25 protein-coding genes and 6 tRNA genes are annotated in these 24691 nt (G+C 72.3%); 20 read left to right on the top strand and 11 right to left on the bottom strand.

Annotated features, from left to right (window positions below):
- Window positions 1-53: 53 nt before the first annotated feature.
- Both ABZ646_RS13525 and ABZ646_RS13520 read right to left on the bottom strand, forming a co-directional pair.
- The gene (locus ABZ646_RS13525; protein WP_360517245.1) at window positions 54-473 is read right to left on the bottom strand and encodes a hypothetical protein; all 420 of its coding nucleotides are present in this window, start codon (window positions 471-473) and stop codon (window positions 54-56) included.
- A gap of 1 nt (window position 474) precedes the next feature.
- Window positions 475-834 carry a hypothetical protein gene (locus tag ABZ646_RS13520; protein WP_132889216.1) on the bottom strand — a complete coding sequence of 120 codons (360 nt, stop codon included), beginning with the start codon at window positions 832-834 and terminating at the stop codon, window positions 475-477.
- 69 nt (window positions 835-903) lie between these two features.
- On the opposite strand from ABZ646_RS13520, the gene ABZ646_RS13515 reads away from it, so the two are divergent.
- From ABZ646_RS13515 to ABZ646_RS13475, 9 genes are all read left to right on the top strand, one after another.
- Window positions 904-1551, top strand: coding sequence for an HAD family hydrolase (locus ABZ646_RS13515; protein WP_360517242.1), 648 nt, complete (start codon window positions 904-906; stop codon window positions 1549-1551).
- Between the two features lie 374 nt (window positions 1552-1925).
- Window positions 1926-2957: an ATP-binding cassette domain-containing protein gene (locus ABZ646_RS13510; protein ID WP_360517239.1), complete on the top strand. Its 1032-nt coding sequence runs from the start codon at window positions 1926-1928 to the stop codon at window positions 2955-2957.
- Window positions 2957-3682 (top strand): methionine ABC transporter permease, encoded by a 726-nt coding sequence (locus ABZ646_RS13505; RefSeq protein ID WP_360517236.1) that lies wholly within the window; start codon window positions 2957-2959, stop codon window positions 3680-3682. The genes ABZ646_RS13510 and ABZ646_RS13505 overlap by 1 nt, the downstream gene beginning before the upstream one ends.
- 67 nt (window positions 3683-3749) lie before the next feature.
- A complete protein-coding gene (locus ABZ646_RS13500; protein WP_360517233.1) occupies window positions 3750-4580 on the top strand; it encodes a MetQ/NlpA family ABC transporter substrate-binding protein in 831 nt (276 codons plus the stop codon).
- A gap of 177 nt (window positions 4581-4757) precedes the next feature.
- Complete coding sequence (locus tag ABZ646_RS13495; protein ID WP_360517230.1) at window positions 4758-5387, top strand: GNAT family N-acetyltransferase; 630 nt, start codon at window positions 4758-4760, stop codon at window positions 5385-5387.
- A 113-nt stretch (window positions 5388-5500) separates the two neighbouring features.
- Window positions 5501-6727, top strand: coding sequence for a precorrin-6y C5,15-methyltransferase (decarboxylating) subunit CbiE (gene cbiE, locus ABZ646_RS13490; RefSeq protein WP_360517227.1), 1227 nt, complete (start codon window positions 5501-5503; stop codon window positions 6725-6727).
- A gap of 344 nt (window positions 6728-7071) precedes the next feature.
- Window positions 7072-11061 carry a nicotinate-nucleotide--dimethylbenzimidazole phosphoribosyltransferase gene (gene cobT / locus ABZ646_RS13485; protein WP_360517224.1) on the top strand — a complete coding sequence of 1330 codons (3990 nt, stop codon included), beginning with the start codon at window positions 7072-7074 and terminating at the stop codon, window positions 11059-11061.
- Between the two features lie 181 nt (window positions 11062-11242).
- Window positions 11243-12475 carry a uroporphyrinogen-III C-methyltransferase gene (gene cobA, locus ABZ646_RS13480; RefSeq protein ID WP_360517221.1) on the top strand — a complete coding sequence of 411 codons (1233 nt, stop codon included), beginning with the start codon at window positions 11243-11245 and terminating at the stop codon, window positions 12473-12475.
- Window positions 12476-12555: 80 nt separating this feature from the next.
- Complete coding sequence (locus ABZ646_RS13475) at window positions 12556-13374, top strand: RNA methyltransferase (protein WP_360517218.1); 819 nt, start codon at window positions 12556-12558, stop codon at window positions 13372-13374.
- Window positions 13375-13386: 12 nt separating this feature from the next.
- Here the strand turns inward: ABZ646_RS13475 and ABZ646_RS13470 are convergent, their stop codons facing one another.
- The gene (locus ABZ646_RS13470; RefSeq protein ID WP_360517248.1) at window positions 13387-14700 is read right to left on the bottom strand and encodes a protein kinase; all 1314 of its coding nucleotides are present in this window, start codon (window positions 14698-14700) and stop codon (window positions 13387-13389) included.
- 196 nt (window positions 14701-14896) lie between these two features.
- Here ABZ646_RS13470 and ABZ646_RS13465 point away from each other — a divergent pair, with 196 nt between their 5' ends.
- The 4 genes from ABZ646_RS13465 (at window position 14897) to ABZ646_RS13450 (ending at window position 17257) form a co-directional block, all read left to right on the top strand.
- The gene (locus ABZ646_RS13465) at window positions 14897-15172 is read left to right on the top strand and encodes a hypothetical protein (RefSeq protein WP_360517215.1); all 276 of its coding nucleotides are present in this window, start codon (window positions 14897-14899) and stop codon (window positions 15170-15172) included.
- A 209-nt stretch (window positions 15173-15381) separates the two neighbouring features.
- Window positions 15382-15558, top strand: coding sequence for a hypothetical protein (locus ABZ646_RS13460; protein ID WP_046726640.1), 177 nt, complete (start codon window positions 15382-15384; stop codon window positions 15556-15558).
- Between the two features lie 323 nt (window positions 15559-15881).
- On the top strand, window positions 15882-16811 hold the full coding sequence (locus ABZ646_RS13455; RefSeq protein WP_360517211.1) for an aminoglycoside phosphotransferase family protein: 930 nt from the start codon (window positions 15882-15884) through the stop codon (window positions 16809-16811).
- A gap of 143 nt (window positions 16812-16954) precedes the next feature.
- Window positions 16955-17257, top strand: coding sequence for a zf-TFIIB domain-containing protein (locus ABZ646_RS13450; protein WP_360517208.1), 303 nt, complete (start codon window positions 16955-16957; stop codon window positions 17255-17257).
- A gap of 49 nt (window positions 17258-17306) precedes the next feature.
- Here the strand turns inward: ABZ646_RS13450 and ABZ646_RS13445 are convergent.
- The 5 genes from ABZ646_RS13445 to ABZ646_RS13425 all read right to left on the bottom strand — a co-directional run bounded on the left by ABZ646_RS13445 (window position 17307) and on the right by ABZ646_RS13425 (window position 17767).
- Window positions 17307-17378, bottom strand: a tRNA-Val gene (locus ABZ646_RS13445).
- A 34-nt stretch (window positions 17379-17412) separates the two neighbouring features.
- A tRNA-Val gene (locus ABZ646_RS13440) sits at window positions 17413-17484 on the bottom strand.
- Between the two features lie 24 nt (window positions 17485-17508).
- Window positions 17509-17580, bottom strand: a tRNA-Val gene (locus tag ABZ646_RS13435).
- 1 nt (window position 17581) lies between these two features.
- A tRNA-Cys gene (locus ABZ646_RS13430) sits at window positions 17582-17655 on the bottom strand.
- A gap of 39 nt (window positions 17656-17694) precedes the next feature.
- A tRNA-Gly gene (locus ABZ646_RS13425) sits at window positions 17695-17767 on the bottom strand.
- Window positions 17768-17945: 178 nt separating this feature from the next.
- Here ABZ646_RS13425 and ABZ646_RS13420 point away from each other — a divergent pair.
- From ABZ646_RS13420 to ABZ646_RS13410, 3 genes are read left to right on the top strand one after another with little or no spacing between them, the layout of a single operon-like run.
- Window positions 17946-18989, top strand: coding sequence for a chorismate-binding protein (locus ABZ646_RS13420; protein WP_360517205.1), 1044 nt, complete (start codon window positions 17946-17948; stop codon window positions 18987-18989).
- Window positions 18986-19807 carry an aminodeoxychorismate lyase gene (locus ABZ646_RS13415; protein ID WP_360517202.1) on the top strand — a complete coding sequence of 274 codons (822 nt, stop codon included), beginning with the start codon at window positions 18986-18988 and terminating at the stop codon, window positions 19805-19807. The genes ABZ646_RS13420 and ABZ646_RS13415 overlap by 4 nt, the downstream gene beginning before the upstream one ends.
- Before the next feature lie 53 nt (window positions 19808-19860).
- The gene (locus ABZ646_RS13410; protein ID WP_360517199.1) at window positions 19861-20685 is read left to right on the top strand and encodes a GNAT family N-acetyltransferase; all 825 of its coding nucleotides are present in this window, start codon (window positions 19861-19863) and stop codon (window positions 20683-20685) included.
- A 93-nt stretch (window positions 20686-20778) separates the two neighbouring features.
- Here the strand turns inward: ABZ646_RS13410 and ABZ646_RS13405 are convergent, their stop codons facing one another.
- Window positions 20779-21297, bottom strand: coding sequence for a DsbA family protein (locus ABZ646_RS13405; protein WP_360517196.1), 519 nt, complete (start codon window positions 21295-21297; stop codon window positions 20779-20781).
- A gap of 268 nt (window positions 21298-21565) precedes the next feature.
- Here ABZ646_RS13405 and ABZ646_RS13400 point away from each other — a divergent pair, with 268 nt between their 5' ends.
- Both ABZ646_RS13400 and ABZ646_RS13395 read left to right on the top strand, forming a co-directional pair.
- Complete coding sequence (locus ABZ646_RS13400; RefSeq protein ID WP_360517193.1) at window positions 21566-22012, top strand: hypothetical protein; 447 nt, start codon at window positions 21566-21568, stop codon at window positions 22010-22012.
- A gap of 223 nt (window positions 22013-22235) precedes the next feature.
- A complete protein-coding gene (locus ABZ646_RS13395; RefSeq protein WP_360517190.1) occupies window positions 22236-22388 on the top strand; it encodes a hypothetical protein in 153 nt (50 codons plus the stop codon).
- Between the two features lie 68 nt (window positions 22389-22456).
- On the opposite strand, the gene ABZ646_RS13390 is transcribed toward ABZ646_RS13395, so the two are convergent.
- On the bottom strand, window positions 22457-23017 hold the full coding sequence (locus ABZ646_RS13390; protein ID WP_360517187.1) for a CGNR zinc finger domain-containing protein: 561 nt from the start codon (window positions 23015-23017) through the stop codon (window positions 22457-22459).
- A 285-nt stretch (window positions 23018-23302) separates the two neighbouring features.
- Complete coding sequence (locus ABZ646_RS13385; protein ID WP_004002642.1) at window positions 23303-23716, bottom strand: SsgA family sporulation/cell division regulator; 414 nt, start codon at window positions 23714-23716, stop codon at window positions 23303-23305.
- A 191-nt stretch (window positions 23717-23907) separates the two neighbouring features.
- On the opposite strand from ABZ646_RS13385, the gene ABZ646_RS13380 reads away from it, so the two are divergent.
- Together ABZ646_RS13380 and ABZ646_RS13375 are read left to right on the top strand one after the other, a co-directional pair.
- Window positions 23908-24369 carry a TIGR02611 family protein gene (locus ABZ646_RS13380; RefSeq protein ID WP_360517184.1) on the top strand — a complete coding sequence of 154 codons (462 nt, stop codon included), beginning with the start codon at window positions 23908-23910 and terminating at the stop codon, window positions 24367-24369.
- Window positions 24370-24445: 76 nt separating this feature from the next.
- Window positions 24446-24517 (top strand) — tRNA-Val (locus tag ABZ646_RS13375).
- The last annotated feature ends 174 nt before the right edge of the window (window positions 24518-24691 follow it).

The following is a 24691-nucleotide window of genomic DNA, read 5'->3' as shown; positions in this document are numbered from 1 at the left end:
TGTTTGTGTAACTGCGCGACCAGCCACAACGCACCCGCTGTCGCGCACGTTCCTCAACCGGCTCCCCCCTGGGCGCCCTTCCGCAACCAGTACAGAGCGGAAACCGGCAGGAGCACGGGAATGAACACGTACCCCATCCCGTAGTCCGACCACACGGTCGCATCCGGGAACGCAGAAGAGTCCACCAGGGTCCACGTCCCCACGATCAACACCCCGGCGAGCTCGGCGGCGCAGCACACCTGCGCCACCCTGCGGGCCGTCTCCCCGCCCCGCACCAGCGTGTACGTGATGAACGCGTACACCACCCCCGCGACCGCAGACAGCGAGTACGCGAGCGGCGCCCGGTCGAACTCGGTGGCGATCTGGTACGCGGACCGCGACACCGCGCCGACCACCATCACCCCGTAGAACCACACCAGCAAGGTGCCCGGCCCACTGGTGAGCCGCTTCGGCTTCCCTTCCACGGCCGTCATCTCAGCCTCCCCAGATGTCATAGAGCCGCACCTCCAGCACCGCCAGCACCACGCCGCCCGCGGCGACCGTCACCGACCCCCAGCGGGTCCGCTCGGCGAGCGACATGAACCCCGCGGCCGGCACACACGCGAACGCCCCCAGCAGATAGGCCACGAAGATCGTCGTCCCCTGGTCCGGCTTCCCGCCCCGCGCCAGCAGCACGATCCCGGCCACCAGCTGGACCAGTGCCAGCACCGTCACCACGGCCATCCCGATGAAGTGCCAGTCCTTCGTCGGCTGGTCCCGGTAGGCCGCCCACCCGCACCACACGGCGAGCAGCAGCGCGGCGACACCGGTCGCCAGCAGCAGGGCATTGAGCATGCGGTGACCCTATTACGGCCGAAAGGACGCGATGCCGTCGCCCCTGCCGTACGCCGTAGGGTCGAGGCCATGACGATCCACGCACAAGCCCTGCTCTTCGACAACGACGGCACCCTCGTCTCGTCCCTGGCCTCGGTGGACCGCTGCTGGACCCGGTGGGCGGCGGAGTACGGCGTCACCGAGGAGTTCACCCGAGTCGAACTGCACGGACGGCCCGCCGCGGACATCGTCGCCGACCTGCTCCCGGCGCACCTCGTGGCGGAGGCGGTCGCCCGGGTCGAACAGCTGGAGGTGGAGGACGTCCCCAACGGCGGCGTCCACCTGCTCCCCGGCACCGCCGCCCTCCTCGACTCCCTGCCCGCCGACCGTTGGGCCGTCGTCACCTCCGCCACCCGCCGGCTGGCCGAGGCCCGGCTGGACGCGGTGGGGATACGGCCGAAGACGCTCATCTGCGCCGACGACGTCACTCGCGGCAAGCCCGACCCGGAGCCCTACCTCCTCGCCGCCCGGCAGCTGGGCGTCGATCCGGCCGGCTGCGTCGTCTTCGAGGACGCGCCGGCCGGCCTCCAGGCGGGCCGCGCCGCCGGGATGACCACCGTGGCGTTGACCACAACCCACCAGCCGCACGAGCTGGTCGCGGACCTCGTGGTGAAGGACCTCTCGGCCTTGTCGGCGCTGGTCGCCGACCGGGGCGTGGAGATCGCCGCACGCGTGTGACGGGTGTCCGCCGCTGTCCAGGATGCGGACAGCGGCGGCCTGTCAGGACCGTAGGTCTGGTTTACTGATCGCATGACCACGACGAGCGACCGCATCCCGGTGACCGAGGCGACCATGACGCCCGGTGCTCGTTGTATGTGTCGAATGTGCGCCTTCTAGAGGGCCCCCGCACCACCCCAGAGCTCGCGCCCCGAAGCGAGACAGGTGGCATGTCCGTACGACGCCCCGACGCGCGTATGTGATGCAAGCCGCCCCCGCGCACATGTTCTCCCCGGTTCAGCGCCTTCGCGAGAACCGTGCCGCGTCCCTGCACGAACGCATCCGTGCGCCCGGGCACACCCGCGCCCGCGCACTCGACAGTGACGGAAACCCACGTGATCACCACAACGGGCCTTACCAAGGTCTACCGCTCGCGCGGCCGAGAGGTCACCGCCCTCGACGGCGTCGATCTGCACGTCCGCGAGGGCGAGGTGTACGGCGTCATCGGCCAGTCCGGCGCCGGCAAGTCCTCGCTCATCCGCTGCGTCAACCTCCTGGAGCGCCCCACCGCCGGGACGGTGACCGTCGCCGGACAGGACCTCACCGCCCTCGCCGGGCGCGGCCCCCGGGCAGGCAGGGAGCTGCGGCAGGCGCGCAGCCGTATCGGCATGGTCTTCCAGCACTTCAACCTGGTGTCCTCGCGGACGGTCCAGGACAACGTCGAGCTGCCGCTGGAGATCCTCGGCAGGTCGGGGAAGGAACGTTCCCGCAAGGCGCTGGAACTGCTCGACCTCGTCGGGCTCGCCGACAAGGCGAAGTCCTACCCGGCCCAGCTCTCCGGCGGCCAGAAGCAGCGCGTCGGCATCGCCCGCGCACTGGCCGGCGACCCCAAGGTGCTGCTCTCCGACGAGGCCACCAGCGCCCTCGACCCGGAGACCACCCGCTCCATACTCCAGCTGCTGCGCGACCTGAACCGGCAGCTGGGCCTGACCGTCCTGCTCATCACGCACGAGATGGACGTCGTGAAGAGGATCTGCGACTCCGCCGCCCTCATGGAGAAGGGACGGATCGTCGAGTCCGGGGCCGTCAGCGAACTGCTCGGCACCCCCGGCTCCGAGCTGGCCGCCGCGCTCTTCCCGGTCGGCGGCGAGGCCTCCGGCGACGACCGCACCGTCCTCGACGTCACCTTCCACGGCGAGGCCGCCACCCAGCCGGTCATCTCCCAGCTCTCCCGCACCTACAACATCGACATATCGATCCTCGGCGCGGCCGTCGACACCGTCGGCGGCCTCCAGATCGGCCGGATGCGCATCGAACTGCCCGGCCGCTACGAGGACAACGTGGTGCCCATCGGCTTCCTGCGCGAGCAGGGCCTGGGGATCGACGTCCTGGGCCAGGAGCCCGCGCTGGTGAAGGAAGGTGCCTAGTGACCTGGTCCGAGATGCAGCCCCTGCTGTCCCAGGCGTGTGGGGACACCCTCTACATGGTCGGCTGGTCCACGCTGATCGCCGTCGTCGCCGGCCTCCCGCTGGGCGTCCTGCTCGTCCTCACCGACCGGGGCGGCCTGCTCCAGAACGTGCTGGCCAACAAGGTCATCGGGCAGATCGTGAACATCGCCCGCTCGATGCCGTTCATCATCCTGATGGTCGCGCTGATGAGCTTCACCCGCTGGATCACCGGCACCACCATCGGCCGCGAGGCAGCCATCGTGCCCCTCGCCATCGGCGCCATCCCGTTCTTCGCGCGCCTGGTCGAGACGGCCGTCCGGGAAGTGGACGGCGGACTCGTCGAGGCCGTGCAGTCGATGGGCGGCAACACCTGGACCGTCGTACGCAAGGTCCTCGTACCGGAGTCGCTGCCCTCGCTCATCTCCTCCACCACGACCACGATCGTCGCCCTCATCGGCTACTCGGCCATGGCCGGCACGGTCGGTGCCGGCGGACTCGGCGACATCGCCATCCGGTACGGCTACCAGCGCTTCGAGACCGAGCTGATGTGGATCACCGTCGCGATCCTCGCCGTCGCCATCTCGGTCATCCAGTTCGCCGGCGACTACGCGGCCCGCTCGCTGCACCGCCGCGGCGGCCGGTCCGGTCCGGTCCCGAAGCTGCGCCTGCTGAAGGCGTCGGCCGCCGCCGGCAAGACCGCCTGAACCCACCCCTGTTTTCCCCGCACCACCCTCCGCGGGGCCGCTCCACCCTTAAGGAAAGGCACTTTTCGTGCGTAACGCCGCCAAGCTCACCACCGCCGTCCTCGCCGCCGGAGCCCTCACCCTCGGGCTCACCGCCTGCGGTTCGGACAAGAACTCCGCCTCCTCCGACTACAGCGGACCGTTGGTCGTCGCCGCCAGCCCGACCCCGCACGCCGAGATCCTGGACTACGTCAAGGACAACCTGGCGAAGAAGGCCGGACTCGACCTCCAGGTCAAGGAGTTCACCGACTACATCACGCCGAACACGGCGACCGAGGACGGCTCGGTGGACGCCAACTACTTCCAGAACAAGCCGTACCTCGACGACTTCAACAAGAAGCGCGGCACCCACATCGTGCCCGTCGTCACGGTGCACCTGGAGCCGCTCGGCCTGTACTCCCACAAGGTCAAGAGCGCCGACGCGCTGAAGAGCGGTGCGACGATCGCCGTCCCCAACGACGCCGTGAACGAGGCGCGCGCCCTCAAGCTGCTCGCCGCCAACGGACTCATCACCCTCAAGGACGGCGCCGGCAGCGAGGCGACCCCGCAGGACATCGCGAAGAACCCGAAGAACCTCACGTTCAAGGAGGTCGAGGCGGCCCAGACCGCGCGCTCCCTGGACGACGTGGACGCCGCGGTCATCAACGGCAACTACGCCATCTCGGCCGGCATCAAGCCCGCCAAGGACGCCCTCGTCCTGGAGTCCGCGAAGAACAGCCCGTACGGCAACTTCCTCGCGGTGAAGAAGGGCAACGAGAAGGACCCGCGCGTCAAGAAGCTCGCCAAGCTCCTCACCTCGCCCGAGGTCAAGAAGTTCATCGAGGACAAGTACCAGGGTTCGGTCGTCCCGTCCTTCTGACCGTCTTCCGACCGTCCTCGGCGGCACGTATACGGCGTATCGCCACGCACGGGGTCCACTCGCTCACCAGGGGTGGGCCCCGTCGTGCGGTTCAGTGGTTTCATGCTGCATGCTGGGCAGTTCGCGGGCCCTGAAGGTCTGGGCCCGGAAGTATTTCCGAAGGTTACGGAGCGGCGCATGACTAGCACCTTCCCCAACATCTCCATCAGCACGGAGCGGTTGGTGCTGCGTCCCCTCGACGAGGACGATGTGCCCGCCCTGGCGGAGATGATGAATGACGAGCAGGTGGCCGCCTGGACCGACGTCCCCCAGCCGTTCACCGAGGCCGGCGCCCGGCACTGGATCACCGCGTACGCCCCCGCGGAGCGCACCTCGGGCCGGGGCCTGGACCTCGCGGTCACCGAGTTCCTGACCCAGCGGCTGGTCGGCGTCATCCAGCTGACCAAGACCGACTGGCACATCCGGGCCACCGAGTTGTCGTACATCGTCGCTCCCTGGGCCCGCGGCGAGGGCTACGCCTCCGAGGCCGCGCTCGCCACCGCCCAGTGGCTCTTCGGCGACCAGAAGTTCGAGCGCATCGAGTTGCGCACGGCCGCCGACAACACCGCCTCCCAGCAGGTGGCCCAGAAGATCGGCTGTATCAGCGAGGGCGTGCTGCGCAACGCCTGTATAGCCCACGTCCGCACCGAGGCCGGCACCTGGGCGGACATGCGCACCGACTTCATCGTGTGGAGCCTCCTCCCGGAGGACCTGGAGGGCGCCGGCGAGGAACTCGCCGGAAGCGACGGCTTCACCTCCTGGAACTGACGCGGGCGGGACTCGCCCCGCCGCACGCGGTCCACCTCCACCAGGTACTCTCACGGAGCCCGCCCACGGGCACCGGCCCCTGACGACCTGCGAAATTCTGGAGACTGACGACGATGGCCGACCGGGTCACGGTGATCGGCTGGGACGGCTCGCCGCTGACCGCCGCGGCACGCGGCGCGCTCGGCGCCGCCACGCTCGTCGCGGGCGCGGCCCACCATCTGGACCTCCCCGAGGTGCCGCAGGCCGCGGAGCGCATCCGCCTCGGCAGCGTCGCCCTCGCCGCCCGCCGGATCGCCGGCCACCGCGGCACCGCCGTGGTCCTCGCCGACGGCGACCCCGGCTTCTTCGGTGTCGTACGCACCCTGCGCGCCCCCGAGTTCGGCCTCGAGGTGGAGGTCGTCCCCGCCGTCTCCTCGGTGGCCGCCGCCTTCGCGCGTGCCGGCATGCCCTGGGACGACGCCGAGGTGGTCGTCGCACACCGGCGCACCCTGCGACGCGCGGTGAACGTGTGCCGCGCCCACGCCAAGGTCGCCGTCCTCACCTCGCCCGGCGCCGGCCCCGCCGAACTCGGCCTGCTCATGGAGGGCGTCCACCGCACCTTCGTCATCTGCGAGGAACTCGGCACCGAACGCGAGCAGGTCCACGTCGTCACCTCCGACAAGGCCGCCGACCACGCCTGGCGCGACCCCAACGTCGTCATCGTCATCGGCGGTACGACCGGAGCGGCGACGGTGCCCGAGGGCGGCGGCTGGATCGCCGGCCGGGACCCGGCCGCCGGCCCGCGAGGCTGGGTGCAGCCCGACGCGCAGTACGGCGACGGAGCCCCGCTCGGCGAAGGGGAAACGGATCTGCTCAGGGCCGCCCAACTGGCCCGCCTCGGGCCCCGGATCGGCGACCTCGTCTGGGACATCGGCTGCGGCAGCGGCGCGTTCGCCACCGAGGCCGCGCGTGCCGGAGCCGCCGTCATCGCCGTCGACCGGGACCTCGCGGCCTGTGTGCGCAGCGAGACGGCCGCCCGGAAGTTCGGCGTCCGGCTCCAGATCGTGCACGGCGCCGCGCCCCACGTGCTGGAGAACCTGCCCGAACCCGACGTCGTCCGGGTCGGCGGCGGGGGAGTCGCCGTGGTCGGCGCGGTCGCCGACCGCCGCCCGCAGCGCATCGTCACCCACGCCGCCACCCGCGACGCGGCCGAACTCATCGGCCGCGACCTGACCGAGCACGGATACCAGGTCGAATGCGCCCTTCTGCAGTCCGTCGAACTCGACACCAGGGCCTGGACGGAGACCGAGCGGAACGTCGCGTTCCTGCTCAGCGGCGTCCTACCTGAACGCGCCCCGTGATCCTGTTGTCATACTGCGCGCGGTAGGCTGGCCGATCGCTGCACCGCACCGGTGGCCCGGAAATTCGTTCGTCAATATCCGGAAAACACGCTCTTTTTGGGACGGGTGTGGTACGGCAGAACCGGGGACGCGCAACGTGGCGCAGTCCACAGCGGGCTGTCGCGGATCACGCTGTCGCGACGGTCGAACGGCCGGGACAATGCCACTGAATGGCTTTGTCGCCTTTTCCGGCGGGTCGTTCGTGCCGCTGGGCACGCACGCTCGTTCTTGACAGTGGGGCGGTCGGTGCGCCGCCCCGGGCGAGCTGGTCGTAGAAGGCACTAACCGATGGGCGAGGGGTACGCATGACGGACACCGGCCAGGTCCCGGGCGAGGGACTGCCGGAGAGCGCAGGCATGGTGGAACAGCCGGGCGCTCCCGCGCACGGCGCGTACACCTACCTCTCCGAGTCGCCTGCCGAGGACGAAGAGCTGCTGCTGCCCGGCGCCCAGGGTGCCTGGGGCAACGAGGTACCGCCGCCGACCCCGGAGCCGGTCGTCGAGGCCGTCCACGAGCCCGGCCCCCACGAGACGGGCGGCCGGGACAGCGGGTCGGTGGACCTGACCGCCGTCCGGCTGCCCAGCTCGGTACCGGCGTCCCCGATCCTGTCGGTGCCGCACGACCCCGCGGTCACCCCGGCCCCGCGCCGCCCGCTGCATCTCGGTCCGCCGATCCCCGACGCCTCCACCAGCCCGGTGCGCTCCCTCGCCGACCGCGGCCCCGCGGGTGCGCCGGTCCGGCAGCCCGGACTGCCGTCGGGCGCGCCCGAGTACCTCGACGCCCAGCCGCTGCGCGAGGCCGCACCACAGCCCGCCGCGCCCTGGGGCGTGCCGGGTGCCGTCCCGCAGGCCGCTCCGGTGGCACAGGTCGCCGCGCAGGCCCCGGCCGCTGAAACGGTTGTTCCCATGCCGGAACCCATGCCGGAACCCGTGCCGGTCCAGGCCGCGGCCGGACAGCCCGCCCCCCAGCAGGCAGCCGTGCCGACCCCTGAGCCGTCCGGCGTCGCCCCGGTCACCACGGGGGTCGTGGCCGCGGGTGCGGCCGCGGAGCAGCAGGTGCCGGCGGTCGCCGGGGCGCAGCCCGTGCACGCGTACGGTCCGCAGGGCATGGCCCAGCCGGTCGGCGGTGGCGTCCCCGCTCCGGCGGCGGAGCCGGTGGCCGCGCCGGTCGCGCAGGCTCCGGAAGGTACTCACGGCGCGGTGCCGGGAGCCCGGCCGGAGCCGGGGGCCGTCCCGGAGGCGCCGCAGCTGCATGTGCTGCCCGGACAGGGTGCGGCGCCGGTGCAGGCCGCTGCCCCGGCGGGCGTGACGGCGTCGGAGGCTCCGCAAGGGCCCGAGGCCGGCGGCGCGCCGGGCGAGCCCGTCGTGGCGGCGCAGGGCGCGCCGGTGGCGGAAGGAGCTCAGGTGGCGGCGGAGACCGCTGCCGCGGCGCAGGCTCCGGAGGGCATCGCTCCTGAGAACGCCGTTGTGGAGGATGTCGCTCCGCAGGCGGCGGTGTCGGACGGGATCGGCACGGACGCGCTGGGTCCGGAGGCGGTGGGTCCGGAGGCGGCGGCTGAAGCCGTGGTCGCCGAGCCGGGACAGCCGGTGCCGTCGGCCGCCGGGCCGGTCGTGCCGGAGGCGCAGCCCGTTGAGCCGGTTGCGGCCCAACAGCCCGCACCCGAGGGGGTCGTAGCCGAGCAGGCCGTGGCAGAGGGGGCCGTACCGCAGCAGACCGTGACTGAGCAGGCCGCCGTCGAGCCGGTCGCGGCCGAGGCCGCCGTGGCCCAGTCCGCCGTGGCCGGGCAGGGCGTCGCCGAGGGCGTCGCGGCCGAGCCCGCCGGGGCGGCGGAAGCCGTCGTACCGGAGCCGGAGCCGGAGTCCGTGCCCGCGCCGGAGGCCGGTGCGCCCGAGTCCGTTCCGGTTCCGGAAGCGGTGGCGGCCGAGTCGGCGCAGCCGCAGGCCGCCGACCCGAACGCACCGGCCCAGGCGCCGCAGCCCGCGGAGAGTCCCGCGCCCGTCGCCGAGGCGCCCCAGGCGCAGCCGGTACCCGCCCCCGGGGCCGAGGAGCCCGCGCCCGACGCACCGATGGACGAGGCCGACACGGCGGCCGCCGTACCGCAGACCGAGACCGGCACGCCGGAAACCGTCGACGGCGCGGAAACTCCCGCAGCCCCCCAGGGACAGTCCGCCCCGCCCGTGGAGGTGCCCCTGTCCGGTCCCCAGACGCAGGGCACCGCCCCCGAGGTCTCTCCGCAGGCCGAGGAGCCTTCGGCTGCGGACCACACTGCGGAGCCGGCGGCGGAGCAGCGGCCCCTCGGGGAGTTCGTGGCCGTCGACGGCCAGGTGCCGACCACCCCGCACCTCGCCCCGACCCCGCCGCACCCCCTGGTTCTCCCCGTCCAGGACCAGGGCGAGTCGGCCCCTGCGCAGGCCGCGACCGTCCCCGCACCCCGCGAGGCCGAGCCCGGCGCGGTGGCGGAGCCCCACCCCGATGTCGTACAGCAGGCGGAGGACCTGGAGACCAGGGCCGCCGATCAGGAAGAGAGCACGGCCCCCGTGGCAGAAGCACGACAGTCCACCGGTCCGGCCGCGCCCGCCTACGACGACGCCGAACGCGAGGCCGTCCTGAAGGTCATGCGCGAACGCCGGGACATCCGCAACGGCTTCCGCAGCGACCCCATCCCGCACGAGGTGCTGCTGCGCGTCCTGGAGGCCGCCCACACGGCGCCCTCCGTGGGCCACTCCCAGCCCTGGGACTTCGTGGTCATCCGCTCGGCCGACACCCGCCGCACCATGCACGAACTCGCGATGCGCCAGCGCGAGGCGTACGCCAAGTCCCTTCCCAAGGGCCGCGCGAAGCAGTTCAAGGAACTGAAGATCGAGGCCATCCTCGACACCCCGGTGAACATCGTCGTCACCGCCGACCCGACCCGCGGCGGCCGCCACACCCTCGGCCGGCACACCCAGCCGCAGATGGCGCCGTACTCCGCCGCGCTCGCCGTCGAGAACCTCTGGCTCGCCGCCCGTGCCGAGGGACTGGGCGTCGGCTGGGTCAGCTTCTTCGACGAGCGCGAGATGGTCCGCGCGCTGGGGCTGCCCGAGCACCTCGAGGTCATCGCCTACCTGTGCGTGGGCTACGTCGACGAGTTCCCGGACGAGCCCGAGCTGATGCAGGCCGGCTGGTCCAAGCGCCGCCCGCTGTCGTGGGTCGTCCACGAGGAGACGTACGGCCGCCGCGCGCTGCCCGGCGAGGACCCGCACGACCTGCTCGCCGAGACCGTCGCCAGTGTCCGCCCGCTGGACGCCAAGGCGCTCGGCGAGGCCTGGGAGCGGCAGAAGCGGATGACCAAGCCGGCCGGTGCGCTCGGCATGCTGGAGATCATCTCCGCCCAGCTGTCCGGCCTGTCCCGGCAGTGCCCGCCGCCGATCCCGGAGCCCGCGGCCGTCGCCATCTTCGCCGGCGACCACGGGGTGCACGCCCAGGGCGTCACGCCGTGGCCGCAGGAGGTCACCGCGCAGATGGTGGCGAACTTCCTCGGCGGGGGAGCGGTCTGCAACGCGTTCGCCGGCCAGGTGGGCGCCGAGGTGTGCGTGGTGGACGTCGGTGTGGCCTCCGAGCTGCCGGCGACCCCGGGGCTGCTGCCCCGCAAGGTCCGCGCGGGCACCTCCGACATGACGACCGGTCCCGCGATGACCCGCGAGGAGGCCAAGCAGGCCATCGAGGTGGGCATCGAGACCGCCCGCGACCTGGTGGCGGCCGGCAACAAGGCGCTCCTCACCGGCGAGATGGGCATCGCGAACACCACCGCCTCCGCCGCCCTGATCTCGGTCTTCACGGGTGCCGACCCCGCCGAGGTCACCGGCCGGGGCACCGGCATCAACGACGAGACGCTCGCCCGCAAGACCGAGGTCGTCCGCCGTGCCCTGGAACTCCACCAGCCGGACCCCGCCGACCCGATCGGCGTCCTCGCGGCGGTCGGCGGCTTCGAACACGCGGCGATGGTCGGCCTGTTGCTCGGCGGCGCGTCCCTGCGCACGCCCGTCATCCTGGACGGCGTGAGCGCGGGCGCGGCCGCCCTGGTGGCCCGTGCCATCGCCCCCGAGGTCCTGGCCGCCTGCATCGCGGGCCACCGCAGCGCGGAACCGGGCCACGTGGCAGCCCTCAACAAGCTCGGCCTGCGCCCCCTGGTCGACCTGGACCTGCGCCTGGGCGAGGGCACCGGAGCCCTGCTGGCGCTTCCCCTGGTCCAGAGCACGGCACGGGCGATGCACGAGGTGGCCACGTTCGACTCGGCGGGCGTGACGGAGAAGTAGCGGAGACAGGGGACTTACGGGACTGCGACCGAGGGTGCCCCTCGGCCGGCCAGTGGTGGTGCCTGCAGCCGTGTGCCCGGCGACGGCGCCCAGCCACTGGACACCCTGCGCCGCCCGAACCCCCGCCCCGTAAAATCTGCACGTCAGGGCTACAGCTACGCCTCGGAGGAGCCGCCACCTCATGGCCGAACACCCCGCCTACCCCGTAGGCCTCCGCCTCACCGGCCGCAAGGTGGTCGTCCTCGGCGGCGGCCAGGTCGCCCAGCGCCGCCTCCCCGCCCTGATCGCGGCGGGCGCCGAGATCACCCTGGTGTCCCCGGCGGCGACCCCCTCGGTCGAGGCGATGGCGGACACCGGAGAGATCTCCTGGGCCAGGCGTCCCTACCGGGACGGCGACCTCGCGGACGCCTGGTACGCCCTGATCGCCACCAGCGACCCCGCCGCCAACACCGCCGCCTCCGCCGAAGCGGAGCGCCACCGCGTGTGGTGCGTGCGTTCCGACGACGCCGACCAGGCCACCGCCTGGACCCCGGCCACCGGTCACAGCGAGGGCGTCACGGTCGCCGTCCTCACCACCGACGCCCGCGGCCGTGACCCCCGCCACACGGCCGCCATCCGGGACGCGGTCGTCGAGGGCCTGCGCGACGGCACCCTCGTCGCCCCGCACCACCGCACCCGCACCCCCGGCGTCGCCCTCGTCGGCGGCGGCCCCGGCGACCCCGACCTGATCACGGTGCGCGGCCGCCGCCTGCTGGCCGAGGCCGACGTGGTGATCGCCGACCGACTCGGCCCCCGCGACCTGCTCGCCGAACTCCCGCCGCACGTCGAGGTGATCGACGCGGCGAAGATCCCGTACGGCAGGTACATGGCCCAGGAGGCCATCAACAACGCCCTCATCGAGCACGCCAAGCAGGGCAAGTCGGTCGTACGGCTGAAGGGCGGCGATCCCTACGTCTTCGGCCGGGGCATGGAGGAGGTCCAGGCGCTCGCCGAGGCCGGTATCCCCTGCACGGTCGTTCCCGGCATCTCCAGCTCGATCTCCGTGCCGGGCGCGGCCGGCATCCCGGTCACCCACCGGGGCGTCGCCCACGAGTTCACGGTGGTCAGCGGCCATGTCGCACCCGACGACGAGCGTTCGCTGGCCGACTGGCCGTCGCTCGCGAAGCTCACCGGCACCCTGGTCGTCCTCATGGGCGTCGACAAGATCGGGAAGATCGCCGAGACCCTCGTGGCCCACGGCCGGTCCCCCCAGACCCCCGTCGCCCTGGTCCAGGAGGGCACGACGGCCGCGCAGCGCCGGGTGGACGCGACCCTCGCCACCGTGGCGGAGGCGGTCCGCACGCATGAGGTGAAGCCGCCGGCGGTCATCGTCATCGGTGAGGTCGTGAACGTCGGCCCGCCCACGTCGGCCTGAGCAGGCACTGGCGTAACCCCGGGTAACACAACCCGTCCCAGACCATTGGCACCCCACCCAGGACAAGGCAGTATCACCCTGTGGCCGATCTCATCACCGTTGAGGATCCCGACGACCCGCGCCTCCGTGACTACACGGGCCTGACCGACGTCGAGTTGCGCCGCAAGCGCGAACCGACCGAGGGCCTGTTCATCGCGGAGGGCGAGAAGGTCATCCGAAGGGCGAAGGACGCGGGCTACGAGATGCGTTCGATGCTGCTGTCCGCCAAGTGGGTGGACGTCATGCGCGACGTCATCGACGAGCTCCCGGCCCCCGTCTACGCGGTCAGCCCGGAGCTCGCCGAGAAGGTCACCGGCTACCACGTGCACCGCGGCGCCCTCGCCTCCATGCAGCGCAAGCCGCTGCCGACGGCGACCGAACTGCTGCGCACCACCCGCCGGGTCGTCGTCATGGAGTCGGTCAACGACCACACCAACATCGGCGCGATCTTCCGTTCGGCGGCGGCTCTCGGCATGGACGCGGTGCTGTTGTCCCCCGACTGTGCCGACCCCCTCTACCGCCGCAGCGTGAAGGTGTCGATGGGTGCGGTCTTCTCCGTGCCGTACGCCCGTCTCGACACCTGGCCCAAGGGGCTCGACTCGGTCCGTGAGGCCGGGTTCACCCTGCTCGCCCTCACCCCGGACGAGAAGGCGCGCAGCCTCGACGAGGCCGCCCCGCACCGGATGGACAGGGTCGCGCTGATGCTCGGCGCGGAGGGCGACGGCCTCTCCACCCAGGCGCTGGTCGCCGCCGACGAATGGGTGCGTATCCCGATGTCCCACGGCGTCGACTCCCTGAACGTCGGCGCGGCGGCCGCGGTCGCCTTCTACGCGGTGACCACCGGCCGCCCGGAGGCCTAGGTCCTGTCCGCGCTACTCCCTGAGGGCGACGGTCTTCGCGGGTACGGGGCCACCGGGCACGCCCAGTCCGTGCGCCGGGCCGGAGCAGCCCTGGGCGAGCGCGATGCCCAGCGCCACCAGCAGGGTCACCACGACGAACACGAACAGTCGCTGACGCAGCAGCCGGGGATTGGCCGGCCGCCGTCCGGTGCCCGTGGGACGCGGCGTGGGACGTCCGGTACCACTGCGCGGCGCGGGCCGGCCACCGGTTGCGGGCCGGGCGCCGCCCCCGCGGGGGGTGGGGGTGGGGCGGGCGCCGTTCGGCCGTGACGGCACCCCGCCGCCGGACCGCGGACCGCTGCCCCCGCGCGAGGGCGCGTTGCCCCGCACGGGCGCGCCCGGTGCGGACTGCGGCCGCCGCTGGGCGCGCTGCGGTTCCGGGTAGGTCTCGGCGAGCGGCCCGGTGGGCCGGTCGGCCTCCGCGGCCCGTGGCGACGGCGGCCGTACGTCGGCCAGCCCGTGGGCCTCGCGCGCGGCGATCTCCTTCAGCCGGAGCGACAGCTGGAGCGTGCTCGGCCGTTCCTCCGGATCCTTCGCCAGACAGGCCCGCACCAGGGGTGCCAGCGCGTCCGGCACACCGTGCAGCGCCGGCTCCTCGTGGACCACCCGATAGAGCATCACCTCGGAACTGCCGTGCCCGAACGGCGAGTCACCGGTCGAGGCGTACGCGAGGGTCGCGCCGAGCGAGAACACGTCCGTGGCCGGGGTGACGGCCGCCCCGCGCACCTGCTCGGGTGCGAGGAACCCGGGGGAGCCCACCGCCGTACCGACGTGGGTGAGCGTGGACGCCCCGGTGGCCCAGGCGATGCCGAAGTCGATGATCCGCGGCCCCTTCGGGGACAGCAGGATGTTGGACGGCTTCAGGTCCCGGTGGACGACCCCGGCCTCGTGCACGGCGACCAGGCCCTCGGACAGGGCCGCCCCGACCGCCGCGGCCTCCGCGGCGTGCAGCGGGCCCTCGTCGGCGACCTTGTCGTGCAGCGAGGGCCCGGGTACGTACTGGGTGGCGAACCACGGCCGCTCGGCCTCCAGGTCCGCCGCGACCAGCCGTGCCGTGCAACCGCCCCGGATCCGCCGGGCCGCCGAGACCTCACGGGCGAACCGCGACCGGAACTCCTGGTCCTCGGCCAGATCCGGCCGGATCACCTTCAGCGCGACCCGCTGCCCCTTCTTGTCGGAGCCCAGGTAGACCACGCCCATCCCGCCGGCGCCGAGCCTTCTGTGAAGCCTGAACGAGCCGACGACGCGCGGGTCCTCGCGCCTCAGGCGCATCATCGCCATGTTCATCCCCGCTGCCCGGTCCGTCTGACGTGGCACAGCTTACGTTTACCGGGCCGTCCGTGCGCAGAGGCCGCGCCCTCTCGGTCCGATGGATTGTCAGTGCCGGGTGCGAGACTTGAGGAGTGGTCAGGAAGGCGCCCCAGTCGGCGCCTTTGAGCACGCGACTGCTTCAACAAGCCGTCACAGAAGGGGGATTGAAGCTGTGAAGGGTGATCGGGTGGAGATAGTCGTCGACGCCGGCGACACGACGCGCACCTACGAGGTGGTGGCGAGCAGAGCGGGCCGCCGGGTGGAGACGGCGGTACGACGGGGGGTGGTCGAAGTGAGCGAAGTCACGAGAAACGGAAGTGTTGTCCGGACCGCCCGCTTCATGGCCAACCGGGTTCTGGCCCTCGTCGAGCAGCCGGTGCCCCGCGAGGACAGCTCGGAAAAACCGGGAAGGACCGGGCACCCCCTCGGGGAAGACCCGGAGACGTAGGTGGAGACGCAGGACGTCGTCTCCACCCAGAGGAGTACTCCGCAGGTCACGGCTCATCCTCTCGGAGGCCCGTGATGCGATACGAGGGCATGACGACCGCCGGGGGGCCGCGCGCCTAGATTTGAGGTCAAGCGGCGGGTGCAGCACTCGTCCCCCGAGGTCAGACACCCGCCGCTGCCAACGACAACTGAACGGTCAGGAGAGGGACCATGGCTCTTACGGCACAGCGGACACACACCACCCGCCCCCGCCGGCAGGGCCGTCGCCACCCCCTGGTGGCGACGCTCATGGCCCTTCCCCTGGCGGCCCTGCTCCTGCTGGTCTTCGACGGCTGGGAGACGGTGGCCACACAGGCGTCGTCCGTGGGAGTGATGCTGGGGCGCTGAGCGGCGACCCCAGGCCCGGAAGAGCGGTCCGGGCGGGGACATCCATCCATGAAACCCCGTGGGGACGGGGGTGCGACGGACGGCAAAAATGCCGGCGCAGCTGGGGAGCTGCGCCGGCATTGCTCTGTGCGCTGTTCGCGCCCCTGACAACTCGGCTGCGGGCATGCGTGCCTCCCCTCCAGTGCCTCAATCTGGGGGAGGCACCCTGCAGGCGCGGCGAGCGACACCCCGGTACCTCAGCCCCCATCCCGGCCCGCGGTGAACCCCGGCCCGGCAACCCCCCGTACCCTCACCCCAGCACAGCCGCACTTCCGGGGGACCTCATGACCGCAGACGTACTGCCCCGGCTGACCGCCGAGCTCGCCGCCGCCGCCCATCCCGACGCCGATGCGGTCCCCTGCGGCTGCGCGACCACCACCCTCGCCCACCGCCCCGACACGACGGTCCTCCGCCACGCGGGCACCGTCGCCAAGGTCCACGCCTCCGGCACCGACCCCACCGCCCTCGCCCTCCGCCTGGCCACCGCCGCCCGCCTCCCCGACGTCTTCCTCCCGCCCCTCGCCCCTGCCCCCGCCGCCTCCGTCGCCGGCCGCCCGGTCACCCTCTGGCCGTACGGCGCTCCCGTGGACCCCGACGCCCCGGACACCGCCCCCTGGGAAGCCGCCGCCACCCTCCTCGCCCGGCTCCACCGCACCTCGCCCGCCCCGGCCGCACCCCCGATGCGCGGTCCCGCCAAAGCGGCCCACGCGATGGCCCGCCTCCGGGAAGTCCTCGCCGGCGCGGCCCCCCACCCCGCCGCCCCGCCCCTCCTGCGCGCATGGTCCGCCCTGCCCGCGTGGGCCCGCGCCGAGGCACCCGCGCCCGACCACCACCCCCGCACGCTCTGCCACGGTGACCTGCACCTCGGCCAGCTGGTCCGGCATCCGGTGCCGGACGGCCCGTGGCGGCTCATCGACGTCGACGACCTCGGCGTCGGCGTGCCGGCCTGGGACCTCGCCCGTCCCGCGTCCTGGTACGCCTGCGGCCTCCTGCCACCCGACGCCTGGACCCGCTTCCTCGCCGCCTATCGCGCGGCCGGCGGTCCGGCCGTCCCTGAGGACGGCGACCCCTGGCCCGCCCTGGACGTCCCGGCCCGTGCCCTCACCGTCCAGACCGGTGCCCGGTACCTGGCGAAGGCCGCCACGGCGGGCCGCCCGCTGGACGAGGTCGAGCAGTCCCTGATCGACGCGTGCGCCCGCATGACCCGGGCATGACCCCTGGGCGGCCCGGGAAGGACCCTGTTCCCCGTCCGGTTGGCGCACGATTTCCCGAAGTACGCTGCAACCGTCCGGGGCCGGACGGAGTCTGTCCCGGAAGAACGTGAAGCAGTTTTCACCGGCGAGGAGTTGAGCCGACCATGCAGTGTCCGAAGTGTCATGCGCCGATGCACACCTACAACCGCAACGGCGTCCAGATCGAGCAGTGCAGCGGCTGCCGGGGCATCTTCCTCGACTACGGCGAGCTGGAGGCGCTGACCCAGCTGGAGGCCCAGTGGGCGAAGCCGGTCCCGCCCGCGCCGCAGCCGTACCCGGCGGCCCCGCCCGCGCCGGCCTGGGGCGCCCCGCACGGCGGCGGCCACGGGCACGGTCATTACGGCGGCCACGGCCACCACGGCGGCCACCACAACAAGAGCTGGGCCCACATGCTCTTCTCCAGCTGAGCCCACGAAGAAGCCCCGGTCGCTGTGGGCGGCCGGGGCTCTTTACGTGTGGACGATACTGGGATTGAACCAGTGACCTCTTCCGTGTCAGGGAAGCGCTCTCCCGCTGAGCTAATCGTCCTCGGGACCGGGATCCGAGGATCACGGGCGATGCGTGCGCGATACTGGGATTGAACCAGTGACCTCTTCCGTGTCAGGGAAGCGCTCTCCCGCTGAGCTAATCGCGCGGGTCGAACCCCGAGGGGTTCCAGTGGACGATACTGGGATTGAACCAGTGACCTCTTCCGTGTCAGGGAAGCGCTCTCCCGCTGAGCTAATCGTCCTTGGAGGTGGAGACGGGATTTGAACCCGTGTAGACGGCTTTGCAGGCCGTTGCCTCGCCTCTCGGCCACTCCACCAGGAGTGTAGGGGATCGGGAAGACCCCCCGTTTCCTTCGAGCGGACGACGAGGCTCGAACTCGCGACCTCAACCTTGGCAAGGTTGCGCTCTACCAACTGAGCTACGTCCGCCAGTCGTTTCGGTCCGCTCTCGCGTCCCGGCGACGTGTTGAACTCTAGCGGATTCCCGGGCCAGCACAAAAACGCGTTTGCGCAGCGTGCTGCGCTGCGCCCGACGGACGACGTGGTCAGGGGCCCCTCGGTGACACGCCCGGGTCACCCGGGAGACACCCGCCATAGACTCGACGACGTGCTCCATCACCCTCCTCTCGCCCGGTTCGGCGGCCGTGTCGCCACCGGTCTCCTCGACGTCACCAGTGATCCCGAAGCCCTCGACTCGGCCGGCTTCTGGGCCGTCTGCGCGGACTTCGAAGGCGGACTGACCTGCGCTCGCTTCCGTGACGTGCGGGAGGAGCAGGTGCCCGCGCCGGTGCCGGGGGCCTGGCGGGGGCCGGCCGCCGGTGACTGGTCGTCCTCCCTCGACCGCGGCGCGTACACGGCGGCGGTGGAGTCGATCCGCTCGCGGATCGCGGCCGGCGAGGTCTACCAGGCCAACCTGTGCCGTGTGCTGTCCGCGCCGGTCCCCCCGGACGCCGACGTGGACGCACTGACCGCGCTGCTGGCGCACGGCAACCCGGCGCCGTACGCCGGAACGATTCGCCTCCCGGCGCACGGGGTGGAGGCAGCCACCGCCTCGCCCGAGCTGTTCCTGCGCCGGACGGGCCGGACCGTGGAGAGCGGGCCCATCAAGGGCACCGGCCGGACCGAGGCGGACCTCCTGGAGAAGGACTACGCCGAGAACGTGATGATCGTGGACCTGGTCCGCAACGACATCGGGCGTGTCTGCGCCACCGGCAGCGTGACCGTCCCCGACTTGTGCGCCGTGGAGAAGCACCCGGGGCTGGTCCACCTCGTCTCCACCGTCCGCGGCGAGCTGCGCACGGACGCCGGCTGGTCCGAGCTGCTCACCGCGACCTTCCCGCCCGGCTCGGTCACCGGCGCGCCGAAGTCGAGCGCACTGCGGATCATCGGGGAACTGGAGACCGCCCCGCGCGGCCCGTACTGCGGCGGCATCGGCTGGGTGGACGCGGACCGCGGCGTCGGCGAGCTGGCCGTGGGGATCCGTACCTTCTGGATCGACCGCGCCGAGGACGTGCTGCGGTTCGGCACCGGAGCCGGGATCACCTGGGGTTCCGCCCCCGAGGGCGAATGGCGGGAGACCGAGCTGAAGGCCGCCCGGCTGCTCGCGATAGCGTCGGACACGTACGACATGACCGAAGGAGGTCTCGGGTGAGCATCTGGCTGGACGGCCGACTGCAGGACGTCGACACCGCGCGTGTCTCCGTCTTCGACCACGGGCTGACCGTGGGCGACGGCATCTTCGAGACGGTCAGGGCGACCGACGGCAGGCCCTTCGCGCTCACCCGCCACCTCGACCGGCTGACCCGCTCGGCCCGGGGGCTCGGCCTGCCCGACCCCGACCACGACGAGATCCGCGCGGCCTGCGCCGCGGTCCTGGCGGCCGACCCGATGCCGCTGGGCCGGCTGCGCATCACCTACACCGGCGGCCACGGCCCCCTCGGTTCCGACCGCGGCACCCACGGACCCACTCTGATCGTCGCGCTCGGTGAGACCACTCGCCGCCCGGACTCCACGGCCGTCATCACGGTCCCCTGGACCCGCAACGAGCGCGGCGCGCTCACCGGCCTGAAGACCACCTCGTACGCCGAGAACGTCGTGGCCCTGGCCCGCGCCCACCAACACGAGGCCACCGAGGCCCTGTTCGGCAACACGCTCGGGCAGCTCTGCGAGGGCACCGGCTCCAACGTCTTCGTCGTCCTGGACGGCGAGATCCACACCCCGCCGGTCGCCTCCGGCTGTCTGGCCGGCATCACCCGGGCCCTGACCGTCGAGTGGACCGGCGCCAAGGAGACCGACCTGCCCATGGACGTCCTGGCGCGGGCGGACGAGATCTTCCTCACCTCCACCCTGCGCGACGTCCAGGCCGTGCACCGGGTCGACGACCGCGAACTTCCGGGCGCGCCCGGGCCGGTGACCGCCAAGGCGATGCGGATCTTCGACGAGCGGTCGGGGGAGGACCTGGATCCGTAGGGGCCGGATTTATTCGGCTGACGCGGGCGCCCTCAGTGGGTAGAACACCCCTGATGACCACAACCCTGCGGCCGACCGAGCCGCTCCAGCGCAGCACCGACGGGGCGCTGTCGCGCCGCTTCCAGGTGTGTGTGAACAGCCGGCCCGTCGGCACCCTCCACCTCGGTTCCTCACGGAGCTTCGGCGTCCTCGGCGCCCGCATCACCGACCTGCGCATCGAGGAGCCCGATCGCCGCCGGGGCCGGGGCACGGTGGCCGCGCTCGCGGCGGAGGAGGTGGCGCGCGGCTGGGGCTGCCGCCAGATCGAGGTGGAAGTGCCCGCCGATGCGGACCCGGCCCTGCACCTCGTGCGGTCGCTCGGATACGTGCTGCGCAACCGGGGCATGGAGAAGCGGCTCGGCGGCGCCCCGCCCGCACTGGCGGCGGGCAGCCGATGCCGTGACATGACCGAGGCAGAGTACGAGGAGTGGCTTGCGCACGCCTTGGCGGCGTACGCGCGCGTGTGGCACGAGCGGGGCGTGCCCGAGGCCGAGGCCTGGGAGAGGTCGCGGCGCGACCACGCACGGCTGCTGCCGCGGGGCCTGGCCACGGAGGGCGTGCGGCTCAGCGTCCTGGAACACGAAGGGACGCGCGTCGGCGTCCTGTGGCTGGCCCTGCGGGCGGACGACGCCTGGGTGTACCGGGTCGAGACCGACGCCGCCCACCGTGGCCAGGGGCACGGCCGCACCCTCATGCTGCTCGCCGAGGAGCAGGCGATCGCGGCCGGGAAGCAGGTGCTGGCCCTCAACGTGTTCGCCGGCAACACCCCGGCCGAGCGGCTCTACGACTCACTGGGGTACGCCACCGTCTCGTACTCCTTCTACAAGGACCTGGTCTGAGGGGCCGAGTACCTGATCCGAGGGGTTCGGGGGCCTGATCCGGGGGCGAGGATCTGATCGGAGGCGTTCGGGGGGGGAAGGGCCGGGGCCCGGTCACCCCTGTCCGGCCAGCAGCCGGTCCGCGATCTGCTCCACGCGCTCGCGCAGGCCCTCCTGGCTCTTGCCGCCGTCGAGACGTTCCCCGTCGATGACATAGGTCGGGGTCCCGGTCACGCCGATGGCCTTGCCCTCGGCCTGGTCGGCGTCGACGATCAGGATGTGCCGCCCGTCCACCAGCGCCGTGTCGAACTCCTCGGCGTCCAGGCCCAGTTCCCGGGCCACCTCGACCAGGAACGGCTCGCCCGCGCGGTCCAGCTCCTCCACCCGGCCGAGCACCGCCTCGACGTACTCCCAGCCCTTCCCCTGCTCCAGGGCCTCCTCGGCGGCCTGCGCGGCGGCGAAGGCGTGCTTGTGCTTCTCCAGCGGGAAGTGCCGCAGCCGCAGCTCCAGCCGGTCGCCGTACCGGGCACGCAGGGCACGGAGGTCGTCCAGGGCGCTGCGGCAGTCGGGGCACTGCAGTTCGCACCAGACGTCCAGGACGGGGGCTCCGGCGGCGGGGGAGGAGTCGTTCATGAACACCAGTCTTCCAGGCCGGGCTGCCTGGACCCAATCGGAACGGCGGGCGCAAGACCGCCGGGGTCTCCGACCTGTTCCCGAGTGGGCGAGACCTCGGTGGTGACTCGTACCAGGGGTGGAGAGAACCCGGACCGGACCCCGAGATGCCCCTGATTGTCAGGCCTGGGCATGGATCGCGCGGGCCGGGCGGTGCACGATGGAAGGGGCGAAGCGCGGCGCGTGGCTGTCGCCTCGCCCGACCGACCGAGCCCGCCAGGAGGACCGGATGATTGCCGAGACAGTCTGTTCCGCCGTGTCCGCGGCGGGCCTGGGCATCGCCGTGGTCACCGCCTACCGCAAGCGGTACCTGGCGGCGGCCCGCATCGCCGCCTACTCGCTGGTGCCCGTCGGTCTGGTGATGACGGGGGTGGTCGGCTGGCTGGCCGACACCGCGTTCAGTCCCACTGCCTGGGCGGGCTTCGGAGTGCTAGGCGTCGCCTGGGCCCTGTTCGCCACCACCCGTGCCGTGGAGCGCAGGCGCGGCGGCACCCGTGCCGAGCGGAAGGCTGCGGCCAGGGCCGGACAGCAGGGCGCGGTCGCCCCCGCGGCGTCTGCGCCGTCACTCGGTCCCGGCACGCGTCCGGCCGCGCGTCCCGCGGCGGCGCCCCGCGCAGCGGGTTCCGGCGACGACTTCAGCGACATCGAGGCCATCCTCAAGAAGCACGGAATATGACCGTCCGCGGCGACGGCCGACGGGCGGTGCGGGGCTGCGCGCGGCCCTGCGCATATGACATTCACATGAGGCATTGAAACGACACAGTGCGTCTGCGGCGCGTGCAGAACCGTTCAGGGGATGGGCGGAGGCGAAACGGACATCGTGGATTTCGGCGAACTACCGCCTATTTCGGGCGTGTTGATCGCGTAGAGGGCGTCCGCTGGGTCATCATCGCCGCGAGATGCTGGACACGAAACAGAGCGAGGCCGCGCTGCCGGATGACGAGCCGCGCGGGTGCCTCTTCGCCCTTTCCCAGCCACCGCTGATGATCTTCCTTGCGGTGATCGGGTGTCTACTCCTCATGGCTGCGCTGCACGACCTGCTGTGGCTGTGAGCCGTACCCGCCCGTCCCGGCGCCACCCGCCGGGACCGGCGTCGGCATCGACGCCCCCGCGCCGGGAATCAGCCGGCGGCCTCCTTGCGGCGTGCGCGGTATGCGGCGACATGGAGACGATTGCCGCAGGTCCGGCTGTCGCAGTAGCGGCGTGAGCGGTTGCGGGAGAGGTCGACGAAGGCACGTCGGCAGTCCGGGGCCTCGCAGCGCCGCAGTCGCTCCTGCTCCCCGGCGACGACGAAGAAGGCGAGCGCCATCCCGCAGTCGGCGGCGAGGTGGTCGGCCACCGAGGCGCCGGGGGCGAAGTAGTGCACGTGCCAGTCGTAGCCGTCGTGGTCCGTGAGCCGGGGCGTGGTGCCGGCGGCCGCGACCAGCTCGTTGATCATTCCCGCCGCGGTCCGGGCGTCCGGGGCGGCGAAGATCGCCGCGAACCGCCCGCGGACCTTGCGCACCGCCGACAGGTCGAACTCCGACAGTGCGCCGATATCGCTCATGTCGTGGCTTCGTACGAAATCCTGGAGGGCCTGGACATCGGACAGCCCGTCCACCGCCGAGTCGTCCTCCGGCGCGGTGTTCACCAGATCCACCACGGCGTCGAGGGAACACCGGGTGTCGTGGGTGATCAGCACGTTTCGCTCCCTGGCCTGAGGGTCGGGCGGGCGCCCGCCGATGGTGGCCGATGGTAGCGACATACGGAGGCCCCGCACCGTGCCCTGTCCCTTTCGTGGCTGTCCGTGGAACGGTCACCACCCGGCGGAGGTTCCCGCGGAAGGGTGCGCGGACGGGCGCGCGGGCACAGCGGTGCCGCCCCGTGACCGATCACGGTGGCGGCGCCGGTGCTGCCGTATGCGGTTGTCCAGGCCCGAGCCGTCTCCCCGAGTGGACGGCGCCGGGCGGCTTCGGTGGGACTGTCCCTAGCTCTCCGCCAGGATGTGCGAGAGCTCCTGATCGAGGTCGAAGTGCCGGTGTTCCGTGCCGGGCGGCACGGCGGCGTCTGTTCGCTTCAGGAAGGACTCCAGGGCCCGCGCCGGGGCTTCGAGCAGGGCTTCCCCCTCGGGGGAGCTCAGGGCGATGCAGACGACGCCCTGACCGTGACTGCGGGACGGCCAGACGCGGACGTCGCCGGTGCCGGTGGGGCGGTGCAGCCCCTCGGCGAGGAGGTCGCGGGCGAACACCCACTCGACGGTTTCCTCGGCTCCGGTGTGGAAGGTGGCGTGCACGGCGTAGGGGTCGGCCGTGTCGTACCGCAGGCCTGCGGGGACAGGCAGGGAGGACTCGCTCGACACAACGAGGCGCAGGTGCAGCTCGCAGCTGACCGTGGTGTTCATAAGCGCCAGGGCCTTTCGCTCAGTGTGCGCTCGGGGATTCGCACGTCGGCGAAATCGACATGCCACCTACGGTGCCGTTGTAAACCCCTCTGAGTGTTTTGCGTGTGTTTACGTAACTCTTCCGGCCGAGAAGCTGAGCGTGATCTACGACCATTCCGGTGACGTGAATCGCTCGGGTAGTGTTTGGTCGTATGAATACGGGGAGTAACGAACCGGGCGAGGCCGCCGTGGTCTCGGACGGGAGCGAGGTGGACGGGACGACGGACGGGGCGCGTGGCGAGCGGGGGCTCGGATCGCGGGCGCCCGAATTCATCAAGGCGCGCCGGATGCTGCACCTGAGCTGGCAGGTCGGGGTCTTCGCGGTCGGCCTCGCGGTGGTGGCCGTGGGCGTCGTCATGCTGCCGCTGCCCGGGCCGGGCTGGGTGGTCATCTTCGGCGGCATGGCGATCTGGGCGACCGAGTTCGTCTGGGCCCAGCTGGTGCTCCGCTGGACGAAACGCAAGGTCACGGAGGCGGCACAGAAGGCTCTCGATCCCAAGGTGCGCCGTCGCAACATCACGTTGACGACGATCGGCCTGGTGATCGTGGCCGGGGGAGTCGGGGTCTACCTCTCCAGGTTCGGCGTGGTGATGCCGTGGAAGATCGAGGAGTGATCCGGCCGCAGGCCGCGCACCCCCGGCGACCGGTCGGGGGCACCCCCTGACATGGGGTAATGTTCTTCCTGCGCCCGGGCGATTAGCTCAGTGGGAGAGCGCTTCGTTCACACCGAAGAGGTCACTGGTTCGAACCCAGTATCGCCCACCCGGAACTGCGGCCCATCTGCGACAGAGCAGGTGGGCCGCAGTCGTGCACCCGTGACACCCCCGGGCGGGGCGACACGGCGACGCCCCGCCGACGAGACGGACGGCCGACCCGCACGGAGGGCGCCCGACTCCCACCGCGACGGTCGGCCCTCTCGTGCGGCGGTCTGTCGGC

It is taken from the genome of Streptomyces sp. NPDC007162 (genome assembly GCF_040634175.1).
GTDB lineage: Bacteria > Actinomycetota > Actinomycetes > Streptomycetales > Streptomycetaceae > Streptomyces.
The sequence above is the reverse complement of the archived record's forward strand: the minus strand, read 5'-3'. Positions and strand labels throughout refer to the sequence as shown.